Annotated in this window: 13 protein-coding genes; 10 read left to right on the top strand and 3 right to left on the bottom strand. The window is 68.1% G+C overall.

Annotated features, from left to right (window positions below; all coding sequences use genetic code 11):
* The first annotated feature begins 376 nt into the window (after positions 1-376).
* The 3 genes from EF387_RS26325 (at position 377) to EF387_RS26315 (ending at position 8,838) form a co-directional block, all read left to right on the top strand.
* The gene (locus tag EF387_RS26325; protein ID WP_420802628.1) at positions 377-7,654 is read left to right on the top strand and encodes a polymorphic toxin-type HINT domain-containing protein; all 7,278 of its coding nucleotides are present in this window, start codon (positions 377-379) and stop codon (positions 7,652-7,654) included.
* A gap of 29 nt (positions 7,655-7,683) precedes the next feature.
* Positions 7,684-7,983: a hypothetical protein gene (locus EF387_RS26320; RefSeq protein WP_128379090.1), complete on the top strand. Its 300-nt coding sequence runs from the start codon at positions 7,684-7,686 to the stop codon at positions 7,981-7,983.
* Between the two features lie 267 nt (positions 7,984-8,250).
* Positions 8,251-8,838, top strand: coding sequence for a hypothetical protein (locus EF387_RS26315; protein WP_128379089.1), 588 nt, complete (start codon positions 8,251-8,253; stop codon positions 8,836-8,838).
* An 82-nt stretch (positions 8,839-8,920) separates the two neighbouring features.
* Here EF387_RS26315 and EF387_RS26310 read toward each other — a convergent pair whose 3' ends face one another.
* Positions 8,921-9,277 (bottom strand): hypothetical protein, encoded by a 357-nt coding sequence (locus EF387_RS26310; protein WP_128379088.1) that lies wholly within the window; start codon positions 9,275-9,277, stop codon positions 8,921-8,923.
* A gap of 209 nt (positions 9,278-9,486) precedes the next feature.
* Between EF387_RS26310 and EF387_RS26305 the strand changes: the two genes are divergently transcribed.
* The 3 genes from EF387_RS26305 to EF387_RS26295 are packed head-to-tail and all read left to right on the top strand — an operon-like array spanning position 9,487 to position 10,775.
* Complete coding sequence (locus tag EF387_RS26305; protein ID WP_128379087.1) at positions 9,487-10,317, top strand: helix-turn-helix domain-containing protein; 831 nt, start codon at positions 9,487-9,489, stop codon at positions 10,315-10,317.
* A complete protein-coding gene (locus EF387_RS26300) occupies positions 10,314-10,508 on the top strand; it encodes a DUF397 domain-containing protein (RefSeq protein WP_128379086.1) in 195 nt (64 codons plus the stop codon). Before EF387_RS26305 ends, EF387_RS26300 begins: the two co-directional genes overlap by 4 nt.
* A gap of 60 nt (positions 10,509-10,568) precedes the next feature.
* Entirely contained in the window at positions 10,569-10,775 is a 207-nt protein-coding gene (locus tag EF387_RS26295) for a hypothetical protein (RefSeq protein ID WP_128379085.1), read from the top strand.
* A 50-nt stretch (positions 10,776-10,825) separates the two neighbouring features.
* Here EF387_RS26295 and EF387_RS26290 read toward each other — a convergent pair whose 3' ends face one another.
* Positions 10,826-11,143, bottom strand: coding sequence for a helix-turn-helix domain-containing protein (locus EF387_RS26290; RefSeq protein WP_128379084.1), 318 nt, complete (start codon positions 11,141-11,143; stop codon positions 10,826-10,828).
* Positions 11,140-11,316: a type II toxin-antitoxin system RelE/ParE family toxin gene (locus EF387_RS26285; RefSeq protein ID WP_128379083.1), complete on the bottom strand. Its 177-nt coding sequence runs from the start codon at positions 11,314-11,316 to the stop codon at positions 11,140-11,142. The genes EF387_RS26290 and EF387_RS26285 overlap by 4 nt, the downstream gene beginning before the upstream one ends.
* Positions 11,317-11,504: 188 nt before the next feature.
* Here EF387_RS26285 and EF387_RS26280 point away from each other — a divergent pair, with 188 nt between their 5' ends.
* The 4 genes from EF387_RS26280 to EF387_RS26265 all read left to right on the top strand — a co-directional run bounded on the left by EF387_RS26280 (position 11,505) and on the right by EF387_RS26265 (position 15,633).
* Positions 11,505-11,897, top strand: a complete 393-nt coding sequence (locus EF387_RS26280; protein WP_128379082.1) for a hypothetical protein — start codon at positions 11,505-11,507, stop codon at positions 11,895-11,897.
* On the top strand, positions 11,897-14,389 hold the full coding sequence (locus tag EF387_RS26275) for a DUF4132 domain-containing protein (RefSeq protein WP_128379081.1): 2,493 nt from the start codon (positions 11,897-11,899) through the stop codon (positions 14,387-14,389). Before EF387_RS26280 ends, EF387_RS26275 begins: the two co-directional genes overlap by 1 nt.
* A gap of 226 nt (positions 14,390-14,615) precedes the next feature.
* Positions 14,616-15,200: a TM2 domain-containing protein gene (locus tag EF387_RS26270; RefSeq protein WP_128379080.1), complete on the top strand. Its 585-nt coding sequence runs from the start codon at positions 14,616-14,618 to the stop codon at positions 15,198-15,200.
* Positions 15,193-15,633 (top strand): DUF2752 domain-containing protein, encoded by a 441-nt coding sequence (locus EF387_RS26265; RefSeq protein WP_238431706.1) that lies wholly within the window; start codon positions 15,193-15,195, stop codon positions 15,631-15,633. Before EF387_RS26270 ends, EF387_RS26265 begins: the two co-directional genes overlap by 8 nt.
* Positions 15,634-15,862: the final 229 nt, after the last annotated feature.

The raw sequence follows: 15,862 nt of genomic DNA, 5'->3' as shown, positions 1-15,862 counted from the left end.
AGGAGTGGCGACGTGGTGACCGGGCCGAGCCGACAGAGCCAATCGCACGTCTCTGGGGCGCCTCGCCCCCTCATCCGGCGGCGCAAAGTCTTCTAAAGCACCGTCAAATGCATTGCTACACAGGCGATTTGAGTGTCAGGCAGATGAATACGCTGGAAACGGGGAGAAGGCTCAGTAGATCTACCTCTGAGGTAAGAGCCTGTTAAAGGTAACAACCGACCGTTGCGATCTGTTACGCACCGTGATGATGATCACATGGTAGGGGTCAGCCCTGGCGCATGTTCACAGCGCCACCACAGAATCTCCGCTATCTGATACGCCATCACGCGTGGTCCGCTACCGGTCCCCGCTCCAAGTGGTCCGGGGGGACCTCGTCGTGTTCGGTCGGCTTTCGCCTGCTCGACTTCTGCCTGCTCACGTTCGTCGCTCACGGCGATTCGTCATACCCACGGTAGGCGCCGCACTTCTGGTCGGCCTGCTGCCCACCCAGTCGCTGGCGCTGCCACCGGATCCGACGGCGGCCGAGCAGGGGCGCGAGACGCTGGAGTTGGAGCCACTCAAGAAGGACGAACCGCTTCCGGGCGAGGTCTTCGACAAGAACCTGGAGACCCTGAAGGTCGACGTTCCCGAGGACCAGGCACAGGCGCCGGCGGGTACGACCACGGTTCCGCCCGCCGACACCGGTTCGGTCACGTTCGGCTCGACCGCGCAGACGGCGTCCCTCCGCACCACCGACGCGCGGCCGACAGCGCTCGCCGCCGCCGATCCCAAGCCGGTCGAGGACCTGCCCGTCAGTCTCGGCCAAGCGCCCGACCAGCCCGCTCCCACCGGAACCTGGCAGGTCAGTGTGGCCGCCCGGACGGCCTCCGTGGGGCAGGGCGTGGACGGCGCGGTCGTCACTGTGCGGGCCCCGGCGACCGGCTCCGTCCCCATCGCGGTCAAGCTCGACTACGCCGACTTCAAGAACCTCTACGGCGCCGACTGGGCCTCCCGGCTGCGCTTCGTCCAGTTCCCCGAGTGCTACCTGACGACGCCGGACGACGAGGCGTGCCAGACGTACGAGGAACTGGAGACGACGAACGACACGGCGGACGGGTCGATCACAGCCACGGTCGACCCGGCCGCCGACGGGACCACCGTCACCCCTGCCTCAACCGAGAGGGCGCTCACTGACCGCCCCTCAGCCGTCCAGGCCGCCTACAACACCGCGGCGAGAGCTGCCGCCGCCGGAGACACCGCCGTCGTCGCGGCGGTCGACTCCGGCGGTGGCGCGGGCGGCTCCTTCAAGGCCACACCACTGGCCTCCGACGGCAAGTGGGAGGCGGGCGGCTCCTCGGGCGCGTTCACCTGGTCCTATCCGGTGGTGGTCCCGCCCGCTCCCGCGGGACCGGCGCCCAGCATCTCCTTCAACTACAGCTCCCAGACCGTGGACGGTCGTACAGCGGTCTCCTCGCCGCAGTCCTCCTGGATCGGCGAGGGCTGGAACTACGACCCCGGCCATATCGAGCGCCGTTACCGCCCCTGCCAGGACGACCGCAAGAAGCTGAACTCCGGCACGCCCAACAACACCGCGAAGAAGGACAAGACCTCCGACCTGTGCTGGGTGTCGTACAACGCGGTGATGTCCCTCGGGGGCAAGACCACCGAACTGGTACGCGTCGGCGACACCACCACCTACCGTCCCCAGCAGGACGACGGCACCCGCGTCGAGCTCAAGACCGGCGGGACCAACGGCGACAACGACGGTGAGCACTGGGTCGTCACCACCCCGGACGGAACGCAGTACTTCTACGGCCTCAACAAGGTCGGAGGCGGCCACGCGGACACCAACTCCGTCTCCACCGTCCCTGTCTTCGGCAACCACCCCGGCGAGCCCTGCCACGCCGACACCTTCGCCGACTCCCGCTGCGGGTCCGGCAAGAAGCAGGCCTGGCGCTGGGGCATGGACAAGGTCGTCGACGTCCACGGCAACGCCATGGTCGTCAACTGGAAGCAGGAGACGAACCACTACGCCGTACGGAAGAAGTTCAAGTCGCCTGAGCAGTACGACCGTTACGCGTACCCGACCAGCATCGAGTACGGCATGCGCGCCGATCTCACCAAGCCGTCCGCGACGGTCGAGTTCGGTGTCGCGCAGCGCTGCCTGAAGTCGGCGACGGCCTGCGATCCCGCGAACTTCGCCAAGACCGACGACCCCGGCGCGTACCGACCCTGGTGGGACACCCCGGGCAACCTCAACTGCAAGTCCACCTCCAAGCTGTGCCCTCCGTTCCCGTCCTTCTGGACGCAGATGCGGCTGGACACGGTCACGACGAAGGGCGCACGCGCGGGCCAGTCGGGCCTCGGCAAGGTGGACACGTACACGCTCCACCAGTCCTTCCCCGAGGACTGGTACGACACCGCGCCCGGACTGTGGCTCAACTCGATCACCCGGCGCGGGTTCGCGCCCGGTGACACCACCGGGACCCTCCAGTCCAAGGACGGCATCAGCTTCGCCCAGTACACGGTCGGCTCCACCTCCCCCCTGCGCGGGCGGCTGAAGGACCGTCAGCTGCCCAACCTGGTGAGCAGCGGCGCCGGCGACCAGCGGCCGGGGTTCACCCGCCCCCGCATCGGAACCGTCGCCACCGAGTACGGCGGCGAGATCGACGTCGAGTACACGGGCGGCTGCGCGAGCGAGCCGGCCGAGGACAAGGGCAAGGACAACTCGACCTGTTTCCCGGTCCGTTGGTCCCCCGACGGGGACGAGAAGAAGCCCGCCAAGGCGTGGTTCAACAAGTACGTCGTCGACTCCGTGACCGAGAACGACAAGGTCACCTCGCGCGGCAAGCTCATCACCACCAAGTACGCGTACTCCCGCCCCGCCTGGGACAAGAGCGACGACGAGTTCACCCGCCAGCCCCTGCGCACGTACAGCGACTGGCGCGGCTACCGTGAGGTGACGGTCACCAAGGGCAGCCGCACCACCTCCGGGATCGATGAACCACAGGGCCAGTCGCGCTCCACGACCCGCTACTTCGTGGGTGTGGGCGGGGAGGTCAAGGACTCCACCGGCAAGTACACGCTCCTCACGGACGACGCCCCGCAATACGCGGGCATGACGGCCGAGTCCATCACCTACCAGGACTCCGGCGGCAAGGTCGCCCAGCGCACCCTCAACTACCCGTGGTCGAAGCAGACCGCGTCGCGCGCCCGCGAGGCCGACGACGGCACGGACCTGACCCCGCTCCTCGCCCACCGCAGCGGCGTCCGGCGCTCGGACGCTCTCCAGACCGTCGGCAGCAGCTGGCAGGCGGTCCGCACGCTCACCACGGTCGACGATACGTACGGTCTCCCCGAGCAGGTCGAGACAGCGGTCGTCAAACCCAGCGGTACGAGCGAGGTCCTCTCCGACCAGACCTGCACCAGGACGTCGTACGTCCACAACACCACCGCCTGGCTGATCGGTCTGCCCAAGGAACAGCGCACCACGGCCACCGCCTGCTCCGGCTTCGACACGGCCGACCCGGCGACCCGGCTCAAGGGCGCGGTGCGCACCAGCTACGACAACCTCGCGCACGGCGCGACGCCGACCAAGGGCCTGGTGACCTCCGCCGCCGAGATCGACGGCAAGGGCACCGCGTACTCGGTCGTCACGAAGACGACATACGACCCGCTCGGCCGCCTGCGCACGGTCACCAAGCCGGGGCAGGGCACCTCGGAGACCCAGTACACGCCCGCCGACTCCGGCGGCCCGGTCACCGCCACCAAAGCCATCAACGCCAAGGGCCACGCGGTCACCACGACCCTCGATCCGGGCCGGGGCCTGGCCCTGACGGTCACCGACGCCAACGGCCGGGTCACGCGAACCGAGTACGACGCTCTGGGCCGCCTGGTGAAGGGCTGGTCGGCGGCGCGTTCGGGCGAGACGAAGCCCGACGTCCAGATCGCCTACCAGGCGACCGTCGCCAACACCAAGGAGAACCGCCCGGCGGCGGTGACCGTCCGCACGCTGCGCGACGACGGCTCCTACGGCACCCAGGTCACGCTCTACGACGGCCTGATGCGCCAGGTCCAGACACAGAGCGAGGCGCACGGCCCCGGCCGGATCATCACCGACACGTCGTACAACGACCACGGGCTCGTCGACACGCAGACCGGCGGATACCTCGCCAAGGGCGAACCGGACCCCAAGCTCTTCGACGTCAAGTCGGATTCACTGATTCCGAGCTGGACGAAGACGCGCTACGACGGTCTGGAGCGCGTGCGCCGGATGTCGACGTACCTCGGCGGCAAGTACAAGTACGCGACGTACACGGGTTACGCGGACACCAGCGTCACCGTGAACCCGGCCGGCTCGACGGCTCCCTCCACCACCACCTACACGGACGCGCTGGGCCGGGTCACGGCCATCCGGCACTACACGAAGGAGGACAGGTCGGCCTACCGGGCGACCACGTACGCGTACGACGAGCGCGGCAACCGCAAGACGGTCACGGACCCGGCGGGCAACACCTGGCGCTACGAGTACGACGCCCGCGGCCGGCTGACCTCCAGCAAGGACCCGGACACCGGCACGACCCTGACCGAGTACGACGAAGCCGACCGCCTGCGGAAGGTCACCAACACCGCCCGCCAGGTCACGTTCACCGAGTACGACGAACTGGGCCGGATCAGGTACGTCCGTGAGGGCTCGGAGACGGCCACTCCGGTCAAGTCGTTCGAGTACGACACCGTGGCCGGCGCGCTGGGCCAGCCGGCGGCGTCCACCCGGCACACGGCGAACGGCGATTACATCGACCGCGTCACGGGGTACGACGCCGCGTACCGGCCGACCGGCCGGGAGACGGTGATCCCGTCCAGCACCCTGACCACGGGTGTCGCGGGCACCTACGCGTACTCGTACACCTACACACCCGTCACCGGTAGGCCGCTGACGACCACGCTGCCCGCGGCGGGCGGCCTGGCCCGTGAGAAGGTCGTCACCCGCTACAACGCCGACGGCCTCCCGGAGTCGACCTCGGGCCAGTCCTGGTACACGACGGACGTCACGTACTCGCCGTACGGCGAGCCGCTGCGGACGGTGTCGGGCCCACAGCCGTGGCGGGTGTGGACCACCAACTTCGTCGACCAGAACACGGGCCGTCTGCAGCGCACGGTGGCCGACCGGGAGACGGCGGGCCCGCACCGCATCTCCGACGGCTACTACTCCTACGACACCTCCGGCATGATCACGTCGATCGCGCGGAAGCTGCCGGAGGCGTCGGGCGAGCCGTGGGACAACCAGTGCTTCACCTATGACGCGTTGGGCGAACTGGTCCACGCGTGGACGTCGAAGACGCAGCCCACGGGCTGGGGTGTCGGCTGCAAGTCGGTGAGCGGCGCGAGCTGGGGCTACCGCACGGACGCGGCGACGTCCTCGGGCCCGGTGGCGGACGCGGCCGACGCGGCGTCGGACACGACGACGCCCGACGCCGCGCTGACTTCCAGCCTGGCGGCAGCGGCCCCCGAGCCGACGACGGTGGCGACGGGCGCCACCGCCTACCGCCAGGCGTACACCTTCGACTGGCTCGGCAACCGCGCCGGGATGACGGAGTACGACACGGCGGACGCGTCGAAGAACGTCAGCTTCACGTACGGCTACGGCAAGGACATCGCGGCGACGCCGTCCACTCCCGGCTACGTCGCCCAGCCGCACACACTGCAGCGGGTGGCCTCCAGCCCGTCGGGCCAGGGCAGTTCCTACGCCTACGACGACCTGGGCAACACGACGACCCGTGAGCTGCCGACGACGACCCAGGCGTTGACCTGGACGCAGGAGAACAAGCTCGCCACGATCACGAACGGCGGCGTCAAGACGTCGTACGTCTACGACGCGGCAGGCAACCGCCTGCTGGAGAACTCGCCGTCAGGCACGACGCTCTACCTGGGCGAGACGGAACTGACGACGAACGCGTCGGGCACGGTCACCCGCGCCTCCCGCGCCTACGCCCACGCGGGCGCCCCCACGGTCGTCCGCACGACGAGCAACGGCGCGACGACGGGCCACAAGCTGAACGTGCTCCTCGCGGACCAGGTCGGCACGGCGACGACGACGGTGGAGCTGTCGGGCACACAACCGGTGACGCGCCGTGCGTACAAGCCGTACGGCGAACTGCGCGGCCCGAAGCCCGCCTCGTGGCCCAACAAGCGCAGCTACCTGGGCGTCGGTATCGACGACGCTGCGACGGGGCTGACGCACATCGGGGCGCGGGAGTACGACCAGAGCGTCGGCCGGTTCCTGTCGGCGGACCCGATCATCGACGTGGCGAACCCGCTGCAGATGAACGGCTATGCGTACAGCAGCAACAGCCCGATCAGTAAGAGCGATCCGACGGGGCTGTGCCCGTTCATCGACTGCCCGACTCGGCCGTCGCCCGGCTACGAGAACACCACGCCGGGGCATGTGCCCGGAAAGCCGAAGTATTCGGGGAACCATCAGGAGGCGCTGCGCAGGGGCAATATCACTCCGCCTTCCGTCGCAAAGAAGAAGACGGAGGTATACCCCGGCGTCTTCGTGGACCGCAGCTGGAAATACGCGAACCAGTTCGCGGACATCCTCAACCGACTGATCAACAACGAGTGCCGGGGGTTCGAGGGAAGCTGCCTGGGGTTCGCGCAAACTCCAGAAGAAGAGGAGTTCGATCGGAACCGTCTGACACACCTGAAGTTCCTCGCCTGCTCGTACTTGGGGCGCAAGAGCGGCTGCATGGGCAAGCTCGTCTCCTTCGGGGCGGCTCTGGGTGCCATGGGCGCCGTGGGGGCCGCGGGCGGTGAGGGGCCGGGCACGCTGAACGGCGGCGCTCTTGGGCGCGGTCGCGGCGGGTCCGGTGGCGGGTGCAATCAGTGCTTCCTCGCCGGCACCAACGTCCTCATGGCCGATGGCAGCACCAAGGACATCGAGGACATCAGGGTCGGCGAAGAGGTCGTGGCCACCGACCCGGAGACCGGGGAAACGGGAGCACGAAAGGTCACTCGGCTGATCGTCACGAACGGTGACAAGCACTTCAACGAACTGACGATCCAGACCAAGGACGGGCCCAAGAAACTCACCGCAACCTACGAACACCCCTTCTGGATTCCTTCACTGGGCCAGTGGGTCGAGGCCAGCTCCCTCGTTGCCGGCATGACCTTGCGTAGGCCCGACGGAACGACCGTCACGGTCACCGGGAACAGGCCCTACACCCAGCGTGCACGTACGTACAACCTTACGGTCGACGACCTGCACACGTATTATGTGCTGGCGGGGGCTACTCCGGTCCTCGTTCATAACTCTAACTGCCCGTCCTTCACCACCGGAAAGCCGATCGAGGGTCCGCTTCCCGATCGTGGGCAGACATCCCTATACGCTCTGGTGAACCCGAGGAGCGGTGAATTGCTTAAATGGGGTATATCAAAGAATCCCGTCGGCAGATATAAGGGGTCGGATTATGAGGGTGGAGTGCGGATGGTAATTCTCCGGAATTATGATTCCAGGCGTGATGCCCTCGATGTCGAACGCTATATGACGGAGAGACATCCAGGGCCGCTGAACTTCGAACCGCATAGAGGGTCTGTGGCTCCGACGCAGTCCTGGGAGAAGGATCTTCAATACGTCACTGGCGGTGGGTTCTTCAGGGATCGCGACGGATGGTAGGTGTCTTCCTGCGTGAACGAGGAGGTAACATGCCGTCAAGTCCGTACAGCGTTGAAACGGAGAGCGGCGAGTCGTATGACGGAATCTCGGAAGACCTGCTCTTCGAGTTGATCGATGAGCTGAGTTATCCCGATAACTCATACCTGACAGTCGAGCCGCAGGGGTTGGAGAATAAATGGTACGTCGTTGTGGCGCTGGATTCAGATAAGCGGCTCGAAGTGGAGTACCGGAACCCAGACAATAAAGAGCATCGAATCGTGACTGGCGGGATGCCGGCAGAGATTGCACGGGACGTGACGATCTGGGTTACCACGGTCGTTCGAGGCTGATGCGCTCTCGCGTATTCCATGGGGATGGAAAGGCCCCGCCAGGGCTTCCTGGCGGGGCCTTTATGACCCTTGACGGCAGCATGCGGTGGAGGCGGAGTCGGACGTTGCGTAGACGCCGATGTGGGCGTGGCTGAGCGCTTCCTCGCTTTCGTCGGCATAGCCGCCGCTCTCGTCGGCTACCGCCGACTCAGCAATTGAGCCGGCCCAAGCCCGCTCTGTCGGTGGCAACCCATAAGGTGCGCGCAAACGTTCCAAGGAGGAGGTTCCGTGGGCTTTTCGGGTCATCTGGTCTTTGCTCGTAGCAAGCGTCCGCTGCTGGAAGCCCCTGTGTTCGACAGCATCAATCAGGAGCTGAAGGACACCGTGCATGCGTGGTGGCCGCGACCGGGCGGTTGGCAGACCCTCCAGTTCGATCACGGACTATGGGAGGACGACTATCTGTCCGCTCTGGTCGGATGGTCCGGCGCACCGGCCTGCGTCGCAGACGTCTCGGACAGCGACATCGCCCTGGTGACCGGGTTGGGTACCGACGGGCAGCGCTGGCAGGCGTGGCTCAACCTGGCCAACGCTGCGGCACTCCTCACCGAGGAACCCGAGGACCTGGACGACGTGAGCCTGTGGGTGGGCACACCCGAGTTCGACGAGGCTGTGAGGCGCAAGCGCGCGGAGCTCGAAGTGGATGTTCCAGCCGACGCCGAGGGCGCCCTCGTCTGGGCTGCGGCGGTCGGCATCCCGGCCACAGCGCAGCAGCCCCGGATCGAAGAGCTACTGTGCTCGCGGGAGACCTTTGCGGAGGACCTTTTCAGCGCGCTTCTGGACGAGTTGGGCTTTCCCCGGGCCGCCCGGCCCTGCTGAGAGCCGTGAGGAACGGCGTCTTGAGCGACGTTCCGGCAACACTCAGACGGTGCTTCCGCCCGCGCGATGACTCAGTAGGTCTTCATGACCTGAGCCGCTGCACTTGGGGGTCGTAGCAGACGAGTCCCATGGATGCCGCGACAGTTGCGGCGTAGGCCGAAGCCTCGTCGACCATGCCGTAACGCATGGGGAAATAGATCAGCGGACCGCTGGCCTCGTTGATCAACGGACCTGTGGACCACGGGGAGGTGTCGTCCTCGTCTTCGGCGAGGTCGGGCCATCGCTGCACGAGTACGGCGACATACCGGGCGATGCGATCCGTCGGTGCGTGATCCGCGTCGGAGTCGATGTACTTGTCGCGCAGGTCTTTGAAGAGCTGGCCGGCGGCGACGTCGTCGGGCGGGCGAGCACCCTCCCAAACGGCAAGGTCGTACCTCATGGGCGCAGGCTGCCGTACACCCCGACGCTTTGCCCTGCCGAGCACACCAAGACATGCCCCAGCCCCGGGTTTGGATGGGTGATCGATGCTGCGATGGACGTATGCCCGGGCCGAGCTGCTTCAACGTTCCGTGCTCATTCGGATGCGCTGCGTGCCTACCATTGAGGTGAGTCCGCGGCGGCGGCGTCGCGGTGGGGAGAGGAGGCGGGATGTCCCAACCCCAGTCACCGGACGCGGCGTCCATGGGGGAGTTCTACGGCGCGGAGCTGCGCAGGCGGCGGGAGGAGAAGGGGCTGTCGCAGAACGGGCTCGGGGAGTTGGTCTACTGCTCGGGTTCCTACATCGGGCAGATGGAGGCCGCCGTCCGCCGGCCGCAGCTCGATCTGTCGGACAGGATCGACACCGTTCTGCAAAGTGACGGATTCTTCCGGCGGTTGTGCGCGGCGATGCTCAACTCCTCCAAGTACGCGTCCTACTTCGCGGCAGCAGCCGAACTGGAGCGAAGGGCGAGGACCGTCTGCGACTTCGCCACGACCGTGGTGCCCGGCCTGCTTCAGACCGAGGCGTACACCCGTGCTCTCATCCGCTCCGCCCGGCCTTTGGTCGCCGAGGAGGAGATCGAACGGCATGTCGGCGCTCGGCAGGAGCGGGCACGTGCGTTGTTGCAGGACCCGGCCGATCCCGAACTGTGGTTCGTCATTCATGAGGCCGCTCTCCGGGTGCCGGTCGGTGGCACCGATGTGATGCGGGGGCAGCTCGAGCACATCGCGGAGGTGTCTCGCCGTCACCTGGCGATCCTGCAGGTGATGCCCTTCTCGGGTGGGATGAATCCGCTCATGTACAGCTCGATGCGAATCATGACCTTCGCCGAGGAGCCGACCCTCGCTTACACGGAGACAGCCCACTCCGGGCAGTTGATCGATGATCCGGCGGTGGTCCAGAACATTCTCAGGTCCTACGATCTGGCCAGGGCCGCCGCCCTGTCACCGGAGGCGTCCCTGGAGTTCATCGGCAGACTCGAGGGGGATCACACACCATGAACAGCGTGTACGAGCTGCGTACCGCCCCCTGGCGCACGTCGTCGTACAGCAACGCGGAGGGCGGGGAGTGCGTAGAGGTCGCCGACGGTCTCCCGGATGTCGTGCCCGTGCGGGACAGCAAGAACCCTGACGGGCCGGTGGTCGTGGTCTCCGCGGGCGCGTGGCGTGCGTTCATCGGCGGCATCCGGTAGTAACCGACTGCCGGATGCCGGGACGACTGCCGGAGCGCGTACGGCGTCACCCCGTACCGTTTGCGGCCTCGCGGAGACGCGTTCCTGGCGGACGTGCACATCCGCGGTCCGCCACTTGGCGTGGGTGGGGCCCCACTCGACGGGGACGCCGACCTCCTGGTGTCCGACGTCAACGGCGGCACGAGCGTCCTGCTCCCCGGCGCCAGGTCGGGCATCGGCACGACGGCCGTCCGCGAACTACCCCTGGTGCCGGCCTTCCCGCAGTAGCCGGCTACGGCCGGAGCGCGGTCCGGTGCAAGTGCGCCGGACCGGCCGGCCTAAGCGACAACAACCCGAGTCCCATTGAAGTTCGCCACGATTTCCAGCTCCCCGCCCAGCGCCGCGACGTAGGCGGCGACAGTGCCCACCTCCGTGGACGTCGTCCTGCCGCGTTCGATGGCCGAGACCCGTTCCTGACGGACGTGCATGCGTTCGGCGACTTCGCGTTGGGTGAGGCCGAGTTGGCGGCGCATCTCCGCGAGGCGGTGGGCTCGGGCCTCGGCCACCATGCGGCGGGCGCCGACGGTGATGTCGTCTAGGTCGTCGGGGTCGAAGACCTCGTGCTTGACCTCGTCCCAGGAGTGGAAGCTGGTCACTCGGGTGTCTCCTTCATCGTTTGGCGTCCGGCCAGGTGCTCAAGCCATTCGGCGTAGCGTCCCTCGGCCAACGGAATTGCCTGGCTGTACCACTGGGTCCATTGGCCCGACTTGTCGCCCGTAACGAGCAGGACTGCGTTGCGCTGGGTGTCGAAGGCGAAGGGCACGCGGATTTCCGTATTCCCGCGGTACTCAGCGTGCTTGCGGCGATCTGTGGCAGGGACGCGTGACTTTCACTCCAACGGGGGAGGGGCTGGGGCCGAAACGGCCGTGGTGAGGCGGTGACGCACATCCCCGGCAGGTCCCCGGCAGCGTCTCGCCCGGGCCCCGATTGTCAGTGGTGCCCCCTACTGTCCTCGGCATGGGAATGGTGACGTTCGTCGACGAGACGACGAGTGGGGGCCGGGGTGCCGGCTGGGGGCTGGAGATCGCCGAGGAGCGGGTCGCGCTGCGTGAGCTGATCCGGCGGCGCGTCTTCCAGGAGGTCGCCGAGTACAACGCGCGCATGCCACAGGTGTTCCAGGGGCTCGTGCAGCCGCAGGGCGCGGAACGGGTGCTGAACGGATACGCGTTGCGCACGCCCCGCCGGATCGATCCCGAGGCGCAGACCGAGCTCGCGCTCAAGGCCTTCGCGCGCAACGGGTTCCTGGTGCTCGTGGGGGACCGCCAGGTCACCGACCTCGATGAGGAGATCGAGGTCCGGCTCGGTACGGAGGTCACGTTCCTGAAGCTCGTGGCGTTGGTGGGTGGCTGATGATCACGTCGCCTTCCGAGTACGCCCGGCTGCTCCAGGAGGTCCTCGGCCTGATCGCCGCCGAGGACACCGAACGGCTCGTCCCCGAACTGCTCACGCTCGCCGACATGGTTGGCGACCACTGGGGTTGGGAGGGCCGCAAGGTCGTGGACGCGGTGCGCGCCGCGGATGACGGCTTCCGGGCCGCACTGGTCCACCACTTGGCGGCCCGGTACCACGAGCTGGAAGGGGGCACGGCCGCCCGCCGCAGCATCGTGGCCCTGCTCGACAACTTCCGGGGCGAGGAACTGCTCGAGGGACAGCCGCGTGACACCCGGGCCGCGCTGATGAGTCTGGCCGCCGAGCAGGAGGTGCAGTACAACACCGAGCAGCTGGTCAGAATCGCCGAGCTCGAACTCGCCGAGGGCCGTGAACTCCCGGGCGGCTTTGTCGCCCTGATCCGCCGGTCCCACCTGATGGTGTGGAACGGCGCGAGCGAGCTGGGCCGGCTGGCCGCGCGGCTCACCAGCCCGGTCCTGAACCCCGGTGAAGCCTGGTCCGACCAGGCCCTGGCGGACCTGGCCGGCCGCGGATCGGACGGCGAGGACTGGCACCGGCTGGTCGCCCACGCCGTGACGGCCACGGCCTCCCGCCCCTCCGCGAAGTGGGAGAAGACGGGACGGGTCCTGATCCACGCCCTCGGCGCGGAGGCGGTGCGCGCCCGGTTGCTGCCCTGGCTGGGAGCGGTGGGCAGGCCCCGTACCCGCCCCCTGCTGGCCTCGTACGTTGGCGCACACCCCAACGACACCTTCGACCCCTACAACGCCAACGCCCTGCGCGGCCTCGCCTGGCTGCTGTCCCTGCTGCCGCCGCACCCCGACACCGCACGGGCGCTCGGCGCGCTCGTGGAGACCTCGTTGAAGAAGGTCGCCGGGATCGGGCCCCGCAACCCCAAGGTCGCCAACGCCGCAGTCGTCGCGCTCTCCCGTATCGACAGTGACCCGGCCCTTGCCGAGCTGGCGCGGCTGGCCACGCGCGTGACGTACAAGACCACCGCGAAGCTCGTCGACACCGCGTTGGAGGAGCGGGCCGTGGCGCGGGGACTGAGCCGTGAGGAGATCGAGGAGCTGGCCGTGCCCGCGTACGGCCTCACCGAGGTCGGGAGCGCCCGCCACCGGTTCGGCGAGTGCACCGCGCAGATCGGCGTGCACGGCTCCAAGACGGTGCTGAGCTGGCGCAACGCCACCGGGAAGACCGTCAAGAGCGTGCCGGCCGCGGTCAGGCGTGACCACGCCGACGAGCTCAAGGAACTCAAGGCGGCCGTGAAGGACATCGACAAGATGCTCACGGCGCAGAGCGAGCGCCTGGACCGGCAGTTCCTCGCCCGGCGCACCTGGGCGTACGAGGCCTGGCGCGAGCGGTACCTCGACCACCCGCTGGTGGGCACCCTGGCGCGGCGTCTGCTCTGGACGGTCGACGGGACGGCTGTCGGGTACGCGGACGGCGAGTTGCGCACGCTCGCCGACACCCCGGTCCCTGAGGGCTCCCACGTCGAACTCTGGCACCCGGTCGGGCGTGAGCCCGCGGAGATCGTCGCCTGGCGGGACTGGCTCGAGCGGCATGCGATCACCCAGCCGTTCAAGCAGGCCCACCGCGAGGTGTACCTCCTCACGGACGCCGAGCGCGCGACCGGCACGTACTCCAACCGGTTCGCGGCGCACGTCCTGCGCCAGCACCAGTTCAACTCCCTCGCCGCGATCCGGGGCTGGCGCAACAAGCTCCGCCTCTGCGTCGACGACGAGGCGCCGCCCGCCACCCGCGAACTGCCGCTGTGGGGGCTCCGGGCCGAGTACTGGATCGAGGGGGACGGCGAGTACGGCGACGACACCACGGAGTCCGGGACATTCCTGCGGCTGCGCACCGACCAGGTCCGCTTCTACCCGATCGACGCGCCCGAGAACTCGGCGCACTGCTGCGGCGGCGAGTACAGCATGTGGTTGCGCGACGGCCAGGATCCGGTGGAGCCGCTGCCCCTGGAGGACGTCCCGCCGCTGGTCCTCTCCGAAGTCCTGCGGGACGTGGACCTGTTCGTGGGCGTGGCGAGCGTCGGCAACGATCCGACCTGGCAGGACGGCGGCCCCGGCGGACGGTTCCGGGAGTACTGGACGTCGTACGGCTTCGGCGAGTTGGGCCAGAGCGCCGAGACCCGCCGCGCCCTCCTCGACCGCCTGCTGCCCCGCCTGGCGATAGCCGACCGTTGCACGATCGAGGGCCGCTTCCTGCACGTGAAGGGCGAACGTCACACGTACAAGATCCACCTGGGTTCGGGCAACATCCTGATGACGCCCAACGACCAGTACCTGTGCATCGTCCCCAAGTCGAGCCCCGGCTCCGAGCAGCCCGGCTATCTCCCCTTCGAGGGGGACCGCACGCTGGCGGTCATCCTCAGCAAGGCGATGATGCTGGCGGACGACACGAGGATCACGGACCCAACGATCCTGAGCCAGCTGTAGGCGGGATCCTCTCGTCTGCCACTACGCACCTCGGATACGTTCGACAAGTCGCCATGCGCGGAGTCCGTACAAGTCTGCTCGCACGGATCTCGGCCATGGCGGCTACGACGCTCTGCCGAAGGACACCGGACCCGCGGAGCCGGTTTCACACGAGCTGGGCGCCTCCTGCAAGATGAGGCGCATCCCGCGCTCGCTCGCATCAGAACCCATCACAGGAGTGGTCGTCGTGACCCAGCCGCCGTCCCAGCCCCCGCAGCCGTCGGAGCCTCCGAACAAGTCGTCCGCGCCCGGGTACGGATATCCGGGCGCGGGCGGGGCGAGTCCGTATGACGCGGGGTCGAACCCGTACGGTGCGGGGGCGGGCCCGTACGGGAGCGACCCGAGCGCAGCCGGGCAGGCCGGGCCCTACGGTGCCGGGCAGGCCGGGCCGTATCAGCAGCCGCCGTCCCAGCCGGGCTACGCGTATCCGCAGGCCGGGTACGGCTACCCGCAGGGCGGATACGCGCAGGGAGGTTACGGCTACCCCGGAGGCCCGGTGCCGCCGGGTACGTACACCGGTGACCCCAACGCCCCCTACGGCTACGACCCCATGGGGCGGCCGTACTCCGAGAAGTCGAAGATCGTGGCGGGGATCCTCCAGCTCTTCCTCGGTACCTTCGGCGTCGGGCGGTTCTACATAGGGCACGTCGGTCTCGGCCTCGCGCAGCTCTTCACCTGCGGTGGCCTCGGGATCTGGGCCCTGATCGACGGGATCGTCCTGCTGGTCGGCAACAACACCACCGACTCCAACGGGCGTGTCCTGCGTGGCTGAGTCCGGCGGGCGGGCCCTCCTGCCGCAGGTGCGGGCCCGGCTGCGGCACCCGGCTGCGGCACCCCTCGCGGTGTTCTCCGCCGGGGCGGTCGGTGCCGGCTACCTGTACGGCACCAATCCGCATGAGCCCGGGCACTTCCTGCCCCAGTGCCCGTTCCGGCTCCTCACCGGGCTGCTGTGCCCGGCCTGCGGCGGGACGCGCATGGTGTACGACCTGATGCACGGTCACTTCACGGCGGCCTGGCTGGACAACAGACTGCTGTTGCTCGCCTCGCCGTTCGCCCTCGCCCTCCTCGCCCGCTGGTTCGTGGAGGGCCTGCGAGGGCGTCGCTGGCGGCCACAACTGAGCGCGCGTGTCCAGGTGTTGATCCTGCTCACGGCCGTCGCCTGGACCGTCGCCCGCAATGTCGTGCCGCTGTCGGGCGGGGCGTAGGTGCCCGGGGTGGACTCCGTGGGGCGCGTCGCACCTGGCTGAAATGATCACAGGATCGCAACGATCGATCCCGTTCGTACCACTGGTCTCACCAGCCTCATACGCTCCCCAAGTCACACGGGGGATGACGTGCCTGCGCTCTCTTCGCGATCTTTGTCGCGCTCTTTGGCGAGCTTTGCCGCGGGTCCCTCTGGACGTTTCCTCGGAGCATTCGGCTCCGGTCACAGTT

It is taken from the genome of Streptomyces cavernae (assembly GCF_004023625.1).
GTDB lineage: Bacteria > Actinomycetota > Actinomycetes > Streptomycetales > Streptomycetaceae > Streptomyces > Streptomyces cavernae.
This window is presented reverse-complemented; position numbering and strand designations above follow the sequence as displayed.

Excerpts from the sequence above, each read along its gene's own strand:
- EF387_RS26320 (WP_128379090.1), top strand. The coding sequence starts at position 7,684 with ATGCCGTCAAGTCCGTACAGCGTTGAAACGGAGAGCGGCGAGTCGTAT.
- EF387_RS26310 (WP_128379088.1), bottom strand. The coding sequence starts at position 9,277 with ATGAGGTACGACCTTGCCGTTTGGGAGGGTGCTCGCCCGCCCGACGAC.
- EF387_RS26305 (WP_128379087.1), top strand. The coding sequence starts at position 9,487 with ATGTCCCAACCCCAGTCACCGGACGCGGCGTCCATGGGGGAGTTCTAC.
- EF387_RS26300 (WP_128379086.1), top strand. The coding sequence starts at position 10,314 with ATGAACAGCGTGTACGAGCTGCGTACCGCCCCCTGGCGCACGTCGTCG.
- EF387_RS26280 (WP_128379082.1), top strand. The coding sequence starts at position 11,505 with ATGGGAATGGTGACGTTCGTCGACGAGACGACGAGTGGGGGCCGGGGT.
- EF387_RS26275 (WP_128379081.1), top strand. The coding sequence starts at position 11,897 with ATGATCACGTCGCCTTCCGAGTACGCCCGGCTGCTCCAGGAGGTCCTC.